Here is a 14,982-nt window from a genome sequence, read left to right on the forward strand (position 1 = left end):
GCCGGTAGCCTGGATCATCATGGACGATCCCGGTCACCGCGCCCCTGCCCCGGCCCTCATCGCACTCGGCGAGACAATGGCACTCATCACTCCCCCCGACACGACGCGACTCACCGACAGCGAGAGCCTGCACCTGACCGTCGGAGGCGCCGAATCGAACGTCGCCGCGCACGTCGCGCTGCTCGGCCACCGCGCCGCCTGGGTCAGCGCGCTCGGCGACGACGCGCTCGGGCACCGCGTGCACGACACCCTCGCCGAGCACGGTGTGGACACCCGCTGGGTCGCGTTCCGCGCGGACGCCCCGACCGGGGTGTACTTCAAGGACCCGGGGCACGGCGTCCTCTACTACCGCGCCGGATCCGCGGCATCGCGGATGACGGCGGAGAGCATCGTCGACATTCCGCTCGAGGATGCCGCGATCGTCCACGTCTCCGGCATCACGCCCGCGCTCTCGGCCGACTGCGCCGCCCTGATCGATGCGGTCATCGACCGGGTCACGGGGGCGGGCACCGGACTTCTGAGCTTCGATGTGAACCACCGCGCGGCCCTGTGGTCCGCCGCGACCGCGGCTCCGGTGCTGCGCACGCTGGCGGATCGGTCGGACATCGTCTTCGTCGGCCTCGACGAGGCCCAGACGCTCTGGGGATGCGCGACCCCGGACGACGTGCGCGCGCTGATCCCCCGTCCCGCGCATCTGATCGTCAAGGACGGCGACGTCGGCGCGACCGAGTTCTCCGCCGCAGACCCGGTCTTCGTGCCGGCGATCCCGACCGAGGTCGTCGAAGCGGTCGGCGCCGGCGACGCGTTCGCCGCCGGATGGCTCGCTGCGCACCTCACCGGTGCGCCGGCCGAGGAGCGGCTGCGCGGCGGTCACGAGCGCGCTCACCTCGTGCTGCAGTCCACCGAGGACGTGGTGGGCATCGGCGTCACGGACGCTGCGGAGTGACGATGTCGGACACAGGGAAAGAGAAGGTCATGGACAATTCCGGATTCGAGGAGCTCTTCGGCGGCTCGCCCCTGATGGCGATCCTGCGCGGCATGGGCCCGGAGCGCAGCCTCGCCGTCTCGACCACCGCGTGGGACCTCGGCATCGACGTCGTCGAGCTGCCCATCCAGACACCGGACGACGTCGAGGCACTGCGCCTGGTCGCCGCCGCCGGTCGTGAGCGCGGCAAGATCGTCGGCGCAGGAACCGTCCTCTCCGCCGAGCACGTCGCGCAGGCGGCCTCCGCTGGAGCCGCGTTCACCGTGAGCCCCGGCCTCGACCTCGACGTCGTGCGCGCCTCGCACGACGCCGGTCTGCTCAGCATCCCCGGAGTCGCCACCGCGAGCGAGGTGCAGTTGGCCCTGAAGTCCGGTCTGACGTGGCTGAAGGCCTTCCCCGCTTCGTTGCTGGGTGCGCAGTGGCTCGGTGCCATGCACGGGCCGTTCCCGCAGGCGCAGTTCGTGACGACCGGCGGCATGAGTGCCGCCAACGCCGGCGAGTTCCTGCGTGCCGGCGCCCGTGTGGTCGCGGTCGGCTCCGCCCTGGAGGATCCGGAGCAGCTGCCGCTGCTGGCCGACCTGCTGCGCTCGACGCCGCGCTGACGACGAGCGCAGCGACGTCCGCGGCCGTCAGTACGGCAGCGCCACCGGCCGGTCGAGCCCGTCGACGGCGATCGTCGGCCAGCGCTCATCGAGCGTGAGCACCTCCCAGCCATCGGGGGTGCGCAGCAGCGTGTCCTCGACCTTGACGCCCTGCGCCGTCGGGTTCCAGGCGAACGCCTGCCATTCTGCGAGCGCGTCCGTGGTCGCCGTGGTCGCTCGGGGGTCGCGCCCGGCGTAACCCGTAGGTCCGCCCTGATGGTGGCGCTGCCACTCGTCAGGGTCGAACCCGTTCGCGGCGTAGGCCGCGGTCCCTGCGGCGAAGACTTCGTCCAGTGGGCGACCGGGAACCGACGCGTCGAGGAAGGCCCGTTCGACGGCGAGGATGCGCTCGTCCGCAGCATCTGCACCGACCCAGCGGGTGATGTTCGCGATCAGACCGTGCCTGCGCCCGCAGGCCACGATCATGGCCCGCTCCCCCAGCGGAGCGCTGGTCGGGAGCGGATGCCGGAAGGCGAGCCGCTGCGTCCCCGAGACGAGGATCACGAGCGGATCGATCCCCCGGGCCACGAGACCTGTGGCGACGGCGGCGGCGACCGCCTGCTCCGTCTGATCGGGGGCGGCGTCCGCGAGCACGTCGGTGAGCACCTCGGCGGTGTCGCGACCGAGGTCGCGGTAGCGGTCTCGCTCCGCGGGCAACAGCGATGCGCGCGCTGCCCGGAGGTCGGCGGCGACCACGGACTCGGGGATGCCGGTCGGAGACGAGTTCAGCGAACTCGGTCCGCGCAGCGCGCCCTGCAGCGCCGCTTCGGACGGCGGTGTCTGCCACGGCACGCGGACGATGCGGTCCGAATCGACCGGGAGCAGCTCTTCGGCGATCAGTCGATCGGCCTCGTTGGCGGCGACGAAAAGGGTGTCTCCGGCATCCTCGACCCGGACGGCGAGCACCGGCGGACCCGCCAGCGAGACGTGCGTCCGGACGCCGTCGAGATACCAGGACACCGCCTCGTGCGAGGTGAGCACGAGCGGGCCGCCCGCTGCGGCGCGCACACGCGCCAATCGGTCCTGCTTGACTTGTCGGTCGCTCATCGATCCCACCATCGCGATCGATCCCCCTTCGTCCGGAAACGTTTTCTCACACGATAGTGGCTAATATGGCCTGGGTCGCGCCAGCCGCGTGGACGACGCGAGCAGAGGGGATGCCGATGAGCCGTCAGGCACAGCGCACACGGATCACCGATGTCGCCAAGCTCGCCGGGGTCTCGCTGTCGACGGTGTCCCGCGCCATGAACGACAACCCGACCGTGGACCCCGCCCTGGTGGAGCGGGTCAAGGCGGCGGCCGCCGAACTCGGCTACACCGCGAATCCGCTCGCCCGCAGCCTCGTGCTGGGGCGCACCCAGACGGTCGCGGTCGTGGTGCCGGATCTGGAGAACCCGACGTATCAGGCGATCCTCCGCGGGCTCAGTCGCGCCGCATCGACCGACGGGTACCACGTGCTGATCGCTGACTCGATCGAGGATCTCGAGAACGAACGGGCACTCGCGAAGACGACCCGGTTGCGCACCGACGGCATCATCCTGTGCGCGCCGCGCATGCCGGAGGACGAACTGCAGGCGCTGCTCCCCGACGTCGCCCCGGCGGTCGTCATCAACCGCGCACCGCAGGCGGACACCCCGGTCGTCGCCGCGGACTACGGCGCAGGTCTGCGCGAGATCATCGACCACCTCACCGGCCTCGGGCATCGCCACCTCGTGTATCTCGCCGGTTCGCAGCGCAGTGCCTCTCACCGTGCTCGCCAGGACGCGATCACGACGGCCCTCGCCGCACACCCCGACCTGCAGGTCGACGAGATCCCCGCCGGCGTCGACTTCGACAGCGGCGTCGCCGTGGCCGATCAGGTCGTGGCCTCCGGCGCGACCGGGGTCCTCGCCTTCAACGACCTCGTCGCGATGGGCCTGCTCTCCGCGCTCCGCGCCACCGGCGTCGAAGTTCCCGGACGGATCTCGATCGCCGGATTCGACGACATCCCGTTCGCAGCGAATGCGACGCCGCCGCTGACCACGGCATCCGTTCCGGCAGCCGACCTGGGCGCGCACGCCTGGCAGGCGATGCATGAGCTGCTCGGCGGCGGAGATCCGGTGGCCGTGACGACCGTGGTGCCCGCGCTGGTCGTCCGTGCGACCACTGCGGCCCCGCTGGCCTGAGACGCCGCACCGCCCGTCCAGCCCGCACGCGGCACACCGACGACCCGACCCCTGTGCTACGCTCGAGAAAACGTTTCCTGAGCTGTTCGAGATGAGTGGATGACAATGACGCGCTACGCCATCGCCGGTGCCGGCCACCGCGCCCAGATGTATGTCGATGCGATCATCGGCGAGCATCGCGACCGCGCCGAGCTGGTCGCGATCGTCGAGCCGAACCCGACGCGCGCGCAGTACTACTTCGACCGGGTGACAGAAGCAGGCGCCGCCGCGCCGCGCACCGCCGGCCCAGACGCGCTCGAGCAGATCATCCGCGAGGAGCGCGTCGACCGCGTCATCATCTGCTCGCGCGACGACCTGCACGCCGAGCTCATCGTGCGAGCGCTCGAGGCCGGAGCCGACGTCGTGGTCGAGAAGCCGCTCACGATCGACGCGGCGAGCGCCGCCCGCATCGAGGACGCTGTCGAGCGCACCGGCCGCGAGGTCGTGCTCACGTTCAACTACCGCTACTCCCCGCGCAACAGCGCGCTGCGTCAGCTGCTGCAGGACGGCGAGATCGGCGAGGTCACGTCGATCGACTTCTCCTGGATGCTCGACACCAAGCACGGCGCGGACTACTTCCGCCGTTGGCACCGCCAGAAGGCGAACTCGGGCGGACTGCTCGTGCACAAGTCCAGTCACCACTTCGACCTGGTGAACTGGTGGCTGCGCTCCGAGCCGCGCCGCGTCTTCGCGTCGGGCGGACTGCGCTTCTACGGCGCCGAGAACGCCGCGGTCCGCGGCATCTCGGGTCGTCCCGCCCGCGGCACGCACGACGGCGGCGATGCGTTCGAGCTCGATCTCCGCGATGACCCCCGCCTCAAGGCCCTCTATCTCGAGGCCGAGAAGCACGACGGCTACGTCCGCGACCTCGACGTCTTCAGCGAGGGCATCACGATCGAGGACAACCTCGCCCTCATCGTGGACTACGCCTCCGGCGCGACTCTCTCCTACTCGCTGAACGCGCACTCCCCGTGGGAGGGCTACCGCGTCGCCGTCAACGGCACGCTCGGCCGCGCCGAGCTCGAGGTCGTCGAACGCGGGGCCGTTCTCGCCGGTGAAGGCCTGCACCCGGCCCTCGACCCCAGCCTGTCCGGGTCGGATGCCGCACCCACCCTGCGCCCCGATGGCGAGCGCCTCATCGTGCAGAAGCACTGGGAAGCCGCCCGCGAGGTGCCGATCGTCCGCGGCGAAGGCGGCCACGGCGGCGGCGACGCACTGCTGCTGTCCGATGTATTCGTCGGACCGGCCGATGATCCGCTGGCGCGTCCGGCCGACTGGAGCGACGGCGTCCGCTCGATCGCCGTGGGCATCGCCGGCAACCGCTCGCTCGAAACAGGCCTGCCCGTCCAGGTCGCCGATCTCGGCATCCACCTGCTCGAAGGCGCGGCCAGAGTATGAGCCGCATCGTCGTCACCGGCGGGGCGGGCCGGCTCGGCCGCAGCCTCGTCGCCGGCCTCGCCGGCTTCGGCCACGAGATCGTCTCCCTCGACCGCGTCACCGCGCCGGAACTGCAGCAGGACGGCATCACGCAGGTCGCCGTCGATCTCTCCGACGCGGATGCCGCGGCATCCGTCCTCGCGGACGCGCACGCGGACGCCCTGATTCATCTCGCCGCGATCGCCGTGCCCTTCAGCGCTCCGGAGGACGTCATCATGCGCACGAACGCCGGGCTGGCGATCTCGGTGCTGCACGGCGCCGTGCGGGCCGGCATCCCGAAGGTCGTCGCAGCATCCAGCCCGACCGTCCTCGGCTACGGCTGCCCGGCCGGCTGGAGCCCCGACCGGCTGCCGCTGGACGAGGAGACCCCGACCAAGCCGTGGAACGCGTATGCGCTGTCGAAGCTGCTCATCGAGGACACGCTGGGAATGCTCCGGCGTCAGACCGGCGACACCACCCGGTTCGCCGCGTTCCGCCCGTGCTACGTGATCGCCCCCGAGGAATGGGCCGGCGCACCGACGCAGCAGGGGCACACGGTTCGCGAACGCCTGGACGACCCCGCTCTGTCGGCGCCCGCCCTGTTCAACTACGTCGATGCCCGTGACGTCGCAGGCTTCGCGGACACACTGCTGTCCGGCATGACCGAGATCCCGAACGGCGAGGTGTTCTTCGTCGGCGCATCCGATGCCCTGGCCCGCGAACCGCTCTCCGACCTGCTGCCGCAGTTCCACCCCGGCACCGCCGGCGCCGCGACCGAGTTGACCGACACGCGCTCGGCGTTCTCTATCGCCAAGGCCGAGCGTCTGCTCGGCTGGCATCCGCAGCACGATTGGCGCACCGAACTCGCGAACGCGGACGCTCTCCTGACGAAAGGTCTCTGATGAACTTCGACGGCATCCTCTTCTTTCCCGTCACACCGTTCACCCCTGAGGGGTCGATCGAGCACGAGCTGCTCGCCCGGCACGTCGACCGCGGCGTCGAGGCGGGCGCTGGCGGCGTCTTCCCGGCCTGCGGCACCGGCGAGTTCCACGCGCTGTCCGCGAGCGAGGCTGCCGCAGTCACCCGCACGGCCGCAGCGGCCGTCGCGGGCCGTGTGCCCGTCATCGCCGGCGCCGGCGGACCGCTCGGTCACGCCATCGAGGTCGCGAGGGCCGCAGCGGATGCCGGCGCCGACGGCCTGCTCGTGCTGCCGCCGTACCTCGTCGGGGGCACTCAGGCGGGGCTGATCGCGTACGTCGAGGCGATCGCCGCGGCATCCGACCTCCCGGTCATCGTCTACCACCGCGGCACGGCGCAGTACTCCGTCGACGCCATGCGGACGCTCGCGGCGAACCCGAAGGTCGTCGGCTTCAAGGACGGCACCGGCGACATCGGCACCACGCAGCTCATCGTCCGCGCCGTGGCCGAGACCGGACGCTCGGACTTCGCGTTCTTCAACGGTCTGCTCACCGCCGAGCTGACGCAGGGCGCGTACCGCGGCATCGGCGTTCCGCTGTACTCGTCCGCGGCCTTCGCGATGATCCCCGAGGTCGCGAACGCGTTCTACCGCGCCTACACCGACGGCGATGAGGCACGCCGCTTGCAGATCCTGGATGCGTTCTACCGACCGCTCGTGGATCTGCGCGACGAGACCCCCGGATTCGGCGTCTCGCTGATCAAGACCGGGCTGCGCCTCGGCGGGCTTGCGGTCGGATCCGTGCGCGCACCGCTGGTCGACCCGACGCCGGCGCAGGAAGCGCGCCTGGCCGAGATCCTCGAGGCAGGACGCGCCCTGCTGTGACCACGATCGCCCGGTTCGAGTCTCGGCTGCAGCGCGTCGCGCTGACCCGGCCGTGGGCCGCTGACGTCACGAGCGTCGGCATCGTCGCGACGCACGTCGTGCGGTCGGACGGCGCCGAGGGCTGGGGCTTCTCGTGGACGCCGCAGATCGGTGCGAAGGCCGTGCATGCGCTGCTGTCGGACGACATCGCGCACGCGGCGATCGGGCGATCCGCGGTGCCGGGCGAGGCCTGGCAGGGCCTCTGGGAGCATCTGCACGAAGCGGGCGGCGGCGGCATCACGACGATCGCTCTGGCCGGTCTCGACCTCGCTCTGTGGGATGCCGAGGCCCGCGCGAGCGACCTGCCGGTGTCCGGACTGATCGGGCGGCGGCGCGAGAGCGTGCGCGCGTACGGATCGGGGGTGAACCTGCACTACACGCAGGACGAGCTGCTTGCGCAGGTGCAGCGCTGGATCGACGCCGGGTTCGACGCGGTGAAGATCAAGGTCGGCAAGCCGGACTTCGCGGAGGACGTCGACCGCGTCGGCGCGGTGCGCGACCTGCTCGGACCGGATCGCCAGCTCATGATCGACGCCAACCAGCGCTGGGATCTCGCGCGGGCGACGACCTCGGTCGAGGCGCTGAGCCGATTCGACCTCGCCTGGATCGAGGAGCCGCTACGCGCCGACGACCTCGGCGGACACACCGAGCTCGCGCGGCGCATCGATGTGCCGATCGCCGTCGGCGAGAACCTGCACAACGCGCACCGCTTCGCGGACTTCCTACGCGCGGACGCGGCGCAGATCGTGCAGCCCAACATCGTCAGGGTCGGCGGCATCACCCCGTTCCAGCGGATCGCGCAGATCGCGTCCGAGCACGGTGCGTCGCTCCATCCGCATCTGCTGCCCGAGCTCTCCGGTCAGCTCGCCCTCGCTCTTCCCGGCGACGTCGCCGAGCCGTGGGCCGAGGATGTCGAGGATGCCGGATTCGCGGCCCTCGGCGCCCTCGCCGACCCGTCCCCCGTCGCGATCGCCGACGGACACCTCACCGAGACACCGCACGTGGGCCTCGGCATCCGCTTCTCCCCCGTCCTCACCGGAAAGGCCTGACATGACCACGACCGCCGAAGAACTCCAGACGATCGCCGAGCAGGCGGCTGCGGCGGCTCCCGTGTGGCGGGCATCGTCCGCTCCGGAGCGCGCCGGCTGGCTGCGCGCGATCGCCGACGCGCTGGACGCGAACGTCGCGGAGCTGGTCGAGATCGCCGACCGCGAGACCCGCCTCGGCGCGCCGCGGCTCGCCGGCGAGGTCGCCCGCACGACGGGGCAGCTCCGGCTGTTCGCCGGTGTCGTCGAAGAGGGATCGTTCCGCGAGATCATCGTCGACGATGCGGATGCCGCAGCCGCCCCGCCGCGGCCCGAGCTGCGTCGGCACCTGATCGGCGTCGGACCGGTGGCGGTGTTCTCGGCATCCAACTTCCCGTTCGCGTTCTCGGTTGCCGGTGGCGACACCGCGTCGGCGCTGGCCGCGGGAAACCCGGTGATCGTGAAGGCGCACTCCGGGCACCTGGAGCTGTCGCACCGGACGGCGGAGATCGTCGTGGCGGCGCTGCAGGAGGCCGGCGCTCCGGACGGATCGTTCGCGCTCGTCGAAGGACGCGAAGCCGGCAACGCGCTCGTTCAGCATCCTGTCGTGCAGGCGGCAGGATTCACCGGGTCGGTGTCCGGTGGTCGTGCACTGTTCGACCTCGCGACCGGCAGGCCGGATCCCATCCCGTTCTACGGCGAACTGGGCAGCGTCAACCCGGTCGTCATCACACCGGCGGCTCTTGCTGCGCGGGGGGACGAACTGGCCGCCGGTCTCGTGGGCTCGTTCACCCTGGGCGTCGGACAGTTCTGCACCAAGCCGGGTGTGGTGTTCATCCCCGCAGGCACGTCGTTCGAGGATGCCGTGTCCGCGGCTGTCGGCTCGGTCGCCGGCGGTCCGCTGCTGACCGACCGCATCACGGCGGCGTTCCCCGACGGCATCCAGGCGCTCCTGGCGGACGAGTCGACCGCCATCATCGCGCACGGTGCCGAGACCGACGGCGGCGCGCGTCCGGTCGTCGTGACGACGGATGCCGCGGCCGTCGCCGCGCGCCCCGATGCCCTGCTCGAGGAGGTGTTCGGCCCGCTCACGCTGCTGGTCCGGTACACGGATGAGGCCGAACTGCACGCCGCGCTGCGGGTCGTACCAGGCAGCCTGACCGCCACCGTCCACTCGGAGTCGTCGGACGACGTGACCGAGACGCTCGAGCTGCTCCAGCAGCGCGCCGGCCGTGTCCTTTTCGCCGGCTGGCCGACCGGCGTCGCCGTGACGTGGTCGCAGCAGCACGGCGGGCCGTGGCCGGCGACGACCTCGCTGCACACGTCGGTCGGAGCGACGGCGATCCGCCGGTTCCTGCGGCCTGTGGTCTTCCAGGACGCACCGGAGCAGCTGCTGCCGGTGGAGCTGCGCGACGCGTCGCTCGCCGCTCTCCCGCACCGCCGCAACGGAAAGCTCGTCCTCGCTTCGACGAGCTCGGCGAGCTAGAGGACGCTCGGCGATCAGAAGAGGTCGGCGAAGCCGAGCTCGGTGAGATGGCGGCGCGAGGTCTCGAGGGCCTCCCAGACGGTGCGTCCGTACAGCTCGTCCTGCTCCACGAGCAGGTACTCCGCGCCGGAGCGGATGCTCGTATCGATGATCCCCGGCCAGTCGAGGTTGCCCTCGCCGACTTCGGCGAACTGCACGAGCCCGTTCCAGGCCGCCGCCCACGCCGAATGGTCGCCGCGCGCCTGGGCGTCGAGGGCCGCGGCATCCGGCAGTCCGATCCGGTAGTCCTTCAGGTGCACCATGCGCACCCGGCCCGCGTACTGGCCGATCACCCTGGCGGGGTCGAGCCCGCCACGGGCGATCCAGTGCGCGTCGAGCTCGATCCCCACGTGCGGTGAGTTCTCGGCGATGATCTCGAGCAGGTAGCGCCCGCCGACCTTCGCGAACTCGACATGGTGGTTGTGGTAGTACAGCGCGATGCCCTCGTCCGCGAGGCGTTCGGCGGCGGCATCCGCCCTGCGGCAGAAGTCGAGCACCGCCTCGGTCGACCGCAGCGCGGGAACCGGGAGCATGCCGATGCGGACCATGTCCGCGCCGAGCGTCCGGCAGTCCGCGACGATCTTGTCGAACTCGTCCTCGAGGGAGTCGTTGATGCCCCCGGCATCCAGAGCGGCCGACAGCGCGCAGTACTCGACACCGAGTTCTCCGCGGGCGCGCTGCAGTTCGCCGACGGTTTCGGGGGTCAACGGGATCTGCGACAGCTCAGCGACGCGGTATCCGATCTGCGTGGTGCGACGAAACGCGTCGAACGCGCCGAGCTCTGCGACCGCGCTCTTGAGCATCATCGCCTGGACGCCGATACGTGCCATGAGCTTTCCTTTCGGGGCGGTCACCAGTCGTGGACGGTGCCGTCGGCCAGTCGGTTGTAGGGCAGATAGGCCTGCTCGTAGGGGTACTTGCCTGCTTCGTCGACATCGAGCTCGACACCGAGCCCCGGGTTGTCGCCCGGGTGCAGCAGGCCCTCGTTCCAGGTGAACGACTGCTGGAACACCTGGTCGGTCTTCGCGCCGTGACGCATGTACTCCTGGATGCCGAAGTTGTGGATGCTCAGCCCCAGGTGCATCGCGGCGGCCATGCCGACCGGCGAGATGTCGGTGGGACCGTGCATGCCGGATTTGATCTGGTACTGCGCCGCGTACTCCAGGGTCTTCTTCAGCGCCGAGATCCCGCCCATGTGCGTGACCGCGCCGCGGACGTAGTCGATGAGCTGCTCGCGGATGAGGTCCTTGAAGTCCCACACCGTGTTGAAGATCTCCCCGATCGCCAGCGGCGTGGTCGTGTGCTGACGCACCAGCCGCAGCGCCTCCTGGTTCTCCGCCGGCGTGCAGTCCTCCAGCCAGAACAGGTCGTACGGCTCGAGATCCTTGCCCAGCCGTGCCGCCTGGATCGGCGTCATCCGGTGGTGGCCGTCGTGCAGCAGCGGGATCTCGGGTCCGAACTCGTTCCGCACGGCCTCGAAGACGCCGGGGAGGTGCCGGAGGTACGCGCGGGTGTCCCAGTCCTCCTCGACGGGCTTCGCACCACGCCGCGCCGGCTCGTGGTCGTAGCGGGCCTCTCCGCCGAAGGTGTCTGCCGTCTGCGACGCGATCCCGTAGATCGCCTTGAGCCCTGGTACCCCGGTCTGGATGCGGATCGCCCGATACCCCTGCTCCAGGTGCGAGCGCACCGAATCGAACAGCTCGGGCAGCTCCTTGCCGGACGCGTGGCCGTAGGCCAGGAGACCTGTGCGGGATGCTCCACCGAGCAGCTGATACAGCGGCATGCCCGCGGCCTTCGCCTTGATGTCCCACAGCGCCATGTCGACCGCGGCGATCGCCGCCATCGTCACCGGCCCTCGCCGCCAGTACGCCGAGCGGTACAGGAACTGCCAGGTGTCCTCGATGCGGTGCGCGTCGCGTCCGACGAGCAACGGCACGACGTGCTCGGTGAGGTACGCCACGACGGCCAGCTCGCGGCCGTTCAGCGTCGCATCGCCCAGGCCGGTCAGCCCGTCGTCTGTCGTGAGCTTGAGCGTCACGAAGTTGCGGTCGGGGCTGGTGACGATCACCTCTGCCCTGTCGATGATCATGCGTGCACTCCCTTCAGCTCGGCGATCGCGCCGATCAACTCGTTGCGGACGTCGTCGTCCAGGTCGAAGCGGCGCGTGACGGCATCCGCATCCGTGCGCTCCCACGCCGCCCACGCGGCGAGCGCGCGGAGCTCACCGCGTCCGGCGGCGAGGCCGCTGTCCCGCCGGGCCTGGATCACCGGCACCACGCGGACGCCGAGTTTGATCTCCGCATCCGTCGCGATCTGACGCAGCGCGTGGCGGATACGGGCGTTCTCGAAGCGCGCCACCAGGACGGCCCGCTGCGCGGCGAGGTCGGATGCGTCGAACGGCAGCACCGCCGACGCGTCGTCCCACAGTTCGTCCAGCGCCGCACGGCACACCTCGTCCGTCATGGCCTCGGCGACGGTCTCGTGGCCGCGGAGCCGGCCGAGGCTCGCGAGCAGGGTGTGCCCGGCGTTCAGCAGCCAGAGCTTGCGCCGCTCGTAAGGCTCGATGTCGTCGACGAACTGCGCACCCGCGAGCTCCCACTCGGGTCGCCCGGCGGGGAACTCTCCGCACAGGACCCAGGATGCCGCGGGCTCCGTGACGATCGCGCACGGGTCATCCGTGACCGCGATGGGCAGCGCGTCGGCGACGGCCGGCGTGATCCGATCGACCACTGACGACACGAAGGAGACGTTGTCGCCGATCCAGGCGGAGAGCTCGTCCTCGGCAGCCTCGGCCGCCTGCGCAACGAGCCTGCCGAGCAGCACGCCGTTGCCGTCGAGGTTGTCGCAGCTGACGATCGCGATCGGCCCGGCGCCGCTGTCGCGGCGAGCACGCAGCCCGTCGACGATGCGCTCGATGGCCGTGCTGCCCGGCTGGTATCCCGCCTCGGTGATCGTGACGGTGAGTACGGCGACGGTCGACATGGCGTGGTGCCAGGCCTCGGCATCCGCTCCGTCGAAGGCGGCGACGATCGACGAGACGCGCTCGACCTCGTCGGACTCGGGCCCCCGCACGACGAGGTCGTAGCGGCAGTCCTGCGCGGCCAGAGCGACGGCGGCGTCCGGACGGCGCCCGGTGAAGGCCGCGATGCCCCACTGCTCGCCGCCGGACCTGTTCGCGACCTCCGTGAACCAGGCCTGGTGTGCGCGGTGGAACGCCCCGAGGCCCAGATGGGCGATCCGGATCGGCGCGCGCTCCGTCGTGGTCATCTTGCGGGGATTTCGATGGCAGGCACTTCGAGGATCAGATCGTCGTACTCGCCCGAGATCACGTCGTCGATCAGCACCTTGCGGCCGAGGACGGCCGAGATGTACACGGCCCGGACTGCGGCGAGCGCGAGCAGCGCCTGCTCGACCGTGAGCAGTGGTTCCCTGCCGTCGGCGATCGCGTCGAGCAGATCGAGGTACTGGCGGACGTGTCCGAAGCTGAACTGGGTGGCGTCGACGCCGGTCGGCTGCTCGACCGAGTAGCGCTCCGCCTGGTTCTCGCCGCCGCCGTATGCGCCTGCTGCGCCTTCGGCGTCCTTCTTGAGGTGGATGTAGCGCAGCGCATCGCCCTCGATGACGGCCGAGCCGTCCGAACCGAGCAGCTGCAGTCGGACCGAGAGTCCCGGATAGCCGGCGGTCGTGGCGTGCAGCACTGCGAGGGCGCCGCCGTCGAAGGTCAGGGTCGCGACCGCGGTGTCCTCGACCTCGACGCCCTCGTGCGCGAGCAGCGCGATCTCAGCCGAGACCGTGACGGGGCGGCCGAGGAACCAGACGAGCAGATCGACGGTGTGGACGCCCTGATTCATGAGCGCGCCGCCGCCGTCGAGCGCCCACGTGCCACGCCAGTCGCCCGAGTCGTAGTACTCCTGCGAGCGCCACCACGGCACGGTCGCAAGGCCGGAGGTGAGGCGTCCGAAGCCGCCGTCCGCGATCGCGGCGCGGACGATCTGGCTGGACGGGTCGAAGCGGTGCTGGCTGATGACACTGCACACCTGGCCACGGGATGCCGCAGCGGCCGCGGCATCCGCGAGCCGGCGCGCACGGACGAGATCGACGTCGAGCGGCTTCTCGATCAGGACGTGCGCGCCCGCCTCGAGCGCGACGACGGCCTGCTCGACGTGCAGCCCAGATGGCGTCGCGACGACGACGAGCTGCGGCGCGTCGGCGGCGACGAGTTCCTGCACGGTCGAGTAGACCGCAGGACGTGATCCGATGCTCTCCTCTACGACGTCGGCGAGCGCGTCGGCCCGTGCGCGGTCGACGTCGACGAGCGCGGTCAGGGCGAGGCTGTCGACGAGCTGCAGGACGGCTTCGACGTGCGTGCGTCCGATGACGCCGCAGCCGATGATGGCGGTGGACAGGATGCTCATGCGAGGGTCACTCCAGCGTTGTCGGTGAGGGTGCGGAAAGCGCGGGCGGCACGGCCGAACGCGTGCGCGCCGCTGAAGCCGCCGAGCGCGCTCTGGTCGGTGAGATGCGGTTCGAGGGAGGCGAACCCCGTGAAACCGCGGTCGCGCAGCGCGGCGACGGTCTCGGCGAGCTCGCCGTCGCCCTCGCCGGCCGGCACGACCTCGCCCGTGGCGAGTCGCGCATCCTTGACCTGCAGATAGTCGACGTACTCGGCGAGCTGGGCGAAGCCGTCGGTCACCGGACGCACGCCGCACTGCACATAGTTCGCGTTGTCCCACGCGAGTCGCAGGGCGGGCGAGTCGACCGTGCGGACGATATCGAGCACGCGCTCGGGGACGTCGCCGTAGATGTGCTTCTCGTTCTCGTGGATGAGCGTGACCCCGGCGGAACGCGCGCGTTCGGCGAGCAGGCCGAGCCGGTCCATCACTTCGTCGCGCATGTTCTCGACGGGTTCGCCCTCGGTCTGCCAGAACGAAAACATCCGGATGTACCGCGCTTCGAGCACGTCGGCGGCGCGGAGCGCGTTGTCGAGACGGCTGAGTTCGAAATCGACCGGCTCACTGAGCGTGCTCTTGCCGATCGGCGAGCCGATGGCCGATACTCCCATGTCCTCGGCGCGGATGGCGGTCCACAGCTCGCCGAGCTGCTCGTTGTCGAGGTCGACGATGTTGATGCCCCACGCCGATCGCACCTCGATGTGGCGCGCGCCGAGCGCGAGCAGGACCGCGCACTGGATGCGGGGGTCCGGGTGGATCTCGTCTCCGAACCCGGAGAGCATCCAGGTCGGCTGGGCGGTCGTCGGTGACATCGCATTCCTTCGTCGGTCCGTGTCGGCTGGGCACAACGCTAGCGATCGCGCAACGCTTTGACAAGCGTTTGCCACTCCTTTGC

At 70.7% G+C, this 14,982-nt stretch carries 14 protein-coding genes; 8 read left to right on the forward strand and 6 right to left on the reverse strand.

Features of this window, described 5'->3' with window-relative positions; translation table 11 throughout:
* The first annotated feature begins 19 nt into the window (after positions 1 to 19).
* Together ACWAT3_RS12180 and ACWAT3_RS12185 are read left to right on the forward strand one after the other, a co-directional pair.
* Positions 20 to 946 carry a sugar kinase gene (locus tag ACWAT3_RS12180; RefSeq protein ID WP_460798786.1) on the forward strand — a complete coding sequence of 309 codons (927 nt, stop codon included), beginning with the start codon at positions 20 to 22 and terminating at the stop codon, positions 944 to 946.
* 29 nt (positions 947 to 975) lie between these two features.
* Positions 976 to 1,587, forward strand: a complete 612-nt coding sequence (locus ACWAT3_RS12185; RefSeq protein WP_460798788.1) for a bifunctional 4-hydroxy-2-oxoglutarate aldolase/2-dehydro-3-deoxy-phosphogluconate aldolase — start codon at positions 976 to 978, stop codon at positions 1,585 to 1,587.
* Between the two features lie 27 nt (positions 1,588 to 1,614).
* Here the strand turns inward: ACWAT3_RS12185 and ACWAT3_RS12190 are convergent, their stop codons facing one another.
* Positions 1,615 to 2,607 carry a M24 family metallopeptidase gene (locus tag ACWAT3_RS12190; RefSeq protein ID WP_460798980.1) on the reverse strand — a complete coding sequence of 331 codons (993 nt, stop codon included), beginning with the start codon at positions 2,605 to 2,607 and terminating at the stop codon, positions 1,615 to 1,617.
* A gap of 182 nt (positions 2,608 to 2,789) precedes the next feature.
* Between ACWAT3_RS12190 and ACWAT3_RS12195 the strand changes: the two genes are divergently transcribed.
* From ACWAT3_RS12195 to ACWAT3_RS12220, 6 genes are all read left to right on the forward strand, one after another.
* Positions 2,790 to 3,791 (forward strand): LacI family DNA-binding transcriptional regulator, encoded by a 1,002-nt coding sequence (locus tag ACWAT3_RS12195; RefSeq protein WP_460798790.1) that lies wholly within the window; start codon positions 2,790 to 2,792, stop codon positions 3,789 to 3,791.
* Between the two features lie 99 nt (positions 3,792 to 3,890).
* Positions 3,891 to 5,228: a Gfo/Idh/MocA family protein gene (locus ACWAT3_RS12200; protein ID WP_460798792.1), complete on the forward strand. Its 1,338-nt coding sequence runs from the start codon at positions 3,891 to 3,893 to the stop codon at positions 5,226 to 5,228.
* A complete protein-coding gene (locus tag ACWAT3_RS12205; RefSeq protein ID WP_460798794.1) occupies positions 5,225 to 6,148 on the forward strand; it encodes an NAD-dependent epimerase/dehydratase family protein in 924 nt (307 codons plus the stop codon). Before ACWAT3_RS12200 ends, ACWAT3_RS12205 begins: the two co-directional genes overlap by 4 nt.
* Entirely contained in the window at positions 6,148 to 7,047 is a 900-nt protein-coding gene (locus ACWAT3_RS12210; RefSeq protein ID WP_460798796.1) for a 5-dehydro-4-deoxyglucarate dehydratase, read from the forward strand. Before ACWAT3_RS12205 ends, ACWAT3_RS12210 begins: the two co-directional genes overlap by 1 nt.
* Positions 7,044 to 8,135, forward strand: a complete 1,092-nt coding sequence (locus ACWAT3_RS12215; RefSeq protein WP_460798798.1) for a mandelate racemase/muconate lactonizing enzyme family protein — start codon at positions 7,044 to 7,046, stop codon at positions 8,133 to 8,135. The genes ACWAT3_RS12210 and ACWAT3_RS12215 overlap by 4 nt, the downstream gene beginning before the upstream one ends.
* Before the next feature lies 1 nt (position 8,136).
* Positions 8,137 to 9,597, forward strand: coding sequence for an aldehyde dehydrogenase (NADP(+)) (locus tag ACWAT3_RS12220; protein ID WP_460798800.1), 1,461 nt, complete (start codon positions 8,137 to 8,139; stop codon positions 9,595 to 9,597).
* Positions 9,598 to 9,611: 14 nt separating this feature from the next.
* On the opposite strand, the gene ACWAT3_RS12225 is transcribed toward ACWAT3_RS12220, so the two are convergent.
* From ACWAT3_RS12225 to ACWAT3_RS12245, 5 genes are read right to left on the reverse strand one after another with little or no spacing between them, the layout of a single operon-like run.
* Entirely contained in the window at positions 9,612 to 10,466 is an 855-nt protein-coding gene (locus ACWAT3_RS12225; RefSeq protein ID WP_460798801.1) for a sugar phosphate isomerase/epimerase family protein, read from the reverse strand.
* Between the two features lie 20 nt (positions 10,467 to 10,486).
* Complete coding sequence (gene manD, locus ACWAT3_RS12230) at positions 10,487 to 11,725, reverse strand: D-mannonate dehydratase ManD (protein ID WP_460798803.1); 1,239 nt, start codon at positions 11,723 to 11,725, stop codon at positions 10,487 to 10,489.
* Complete coding sequence (locus ACWAT3_RS12235) at positions 11,722 to 12,903, reverse strand: mannitol dehydrogenase family protein (RefSeq protein WP_460798805.1); 1,182 nt, start codon at positions 12,901 to 12,903, stop codon at positions 11,722 to 11,724. The genes manD and ACWAT3_RS12235 overlap by 4 nt, the downstream gene beginning before the upstream one ends.
* A complete protein-coding gene (locus ACWAT3_RS12240; protein WP_460798807.1) occupies positions 12,900 to 14,051 on the reverse strand; it encodes a Gfo/Idh/MocA family protein in 1,152 nt (383 codons plus the stop codon). Before ACWAT3_RS12240 ends, ACWAT3_RS12235 begins: the two co-directional genes overlap by 4 nt.
* A complete protein-coding gene (locus tag ACWAT3_RS12245) occupies positions 14,048 to 14,899 on the reverse strand; it encodes a sugar phosphate isomerase/epimerase family protein (protein WP_460798809.1) in 852 nt (283 codons plus the stop codon). Before ACWAT3_RS12245 ends, ACWAT3_RS12240 begins: the two co-directional genes overlap by 4 nt.
* Positions 14,900 to 14,982 lie beyond the last annotated feature (83 nt).

The organism is Microbacterium sp. GXF0217 (assembly GCF_054798195.1).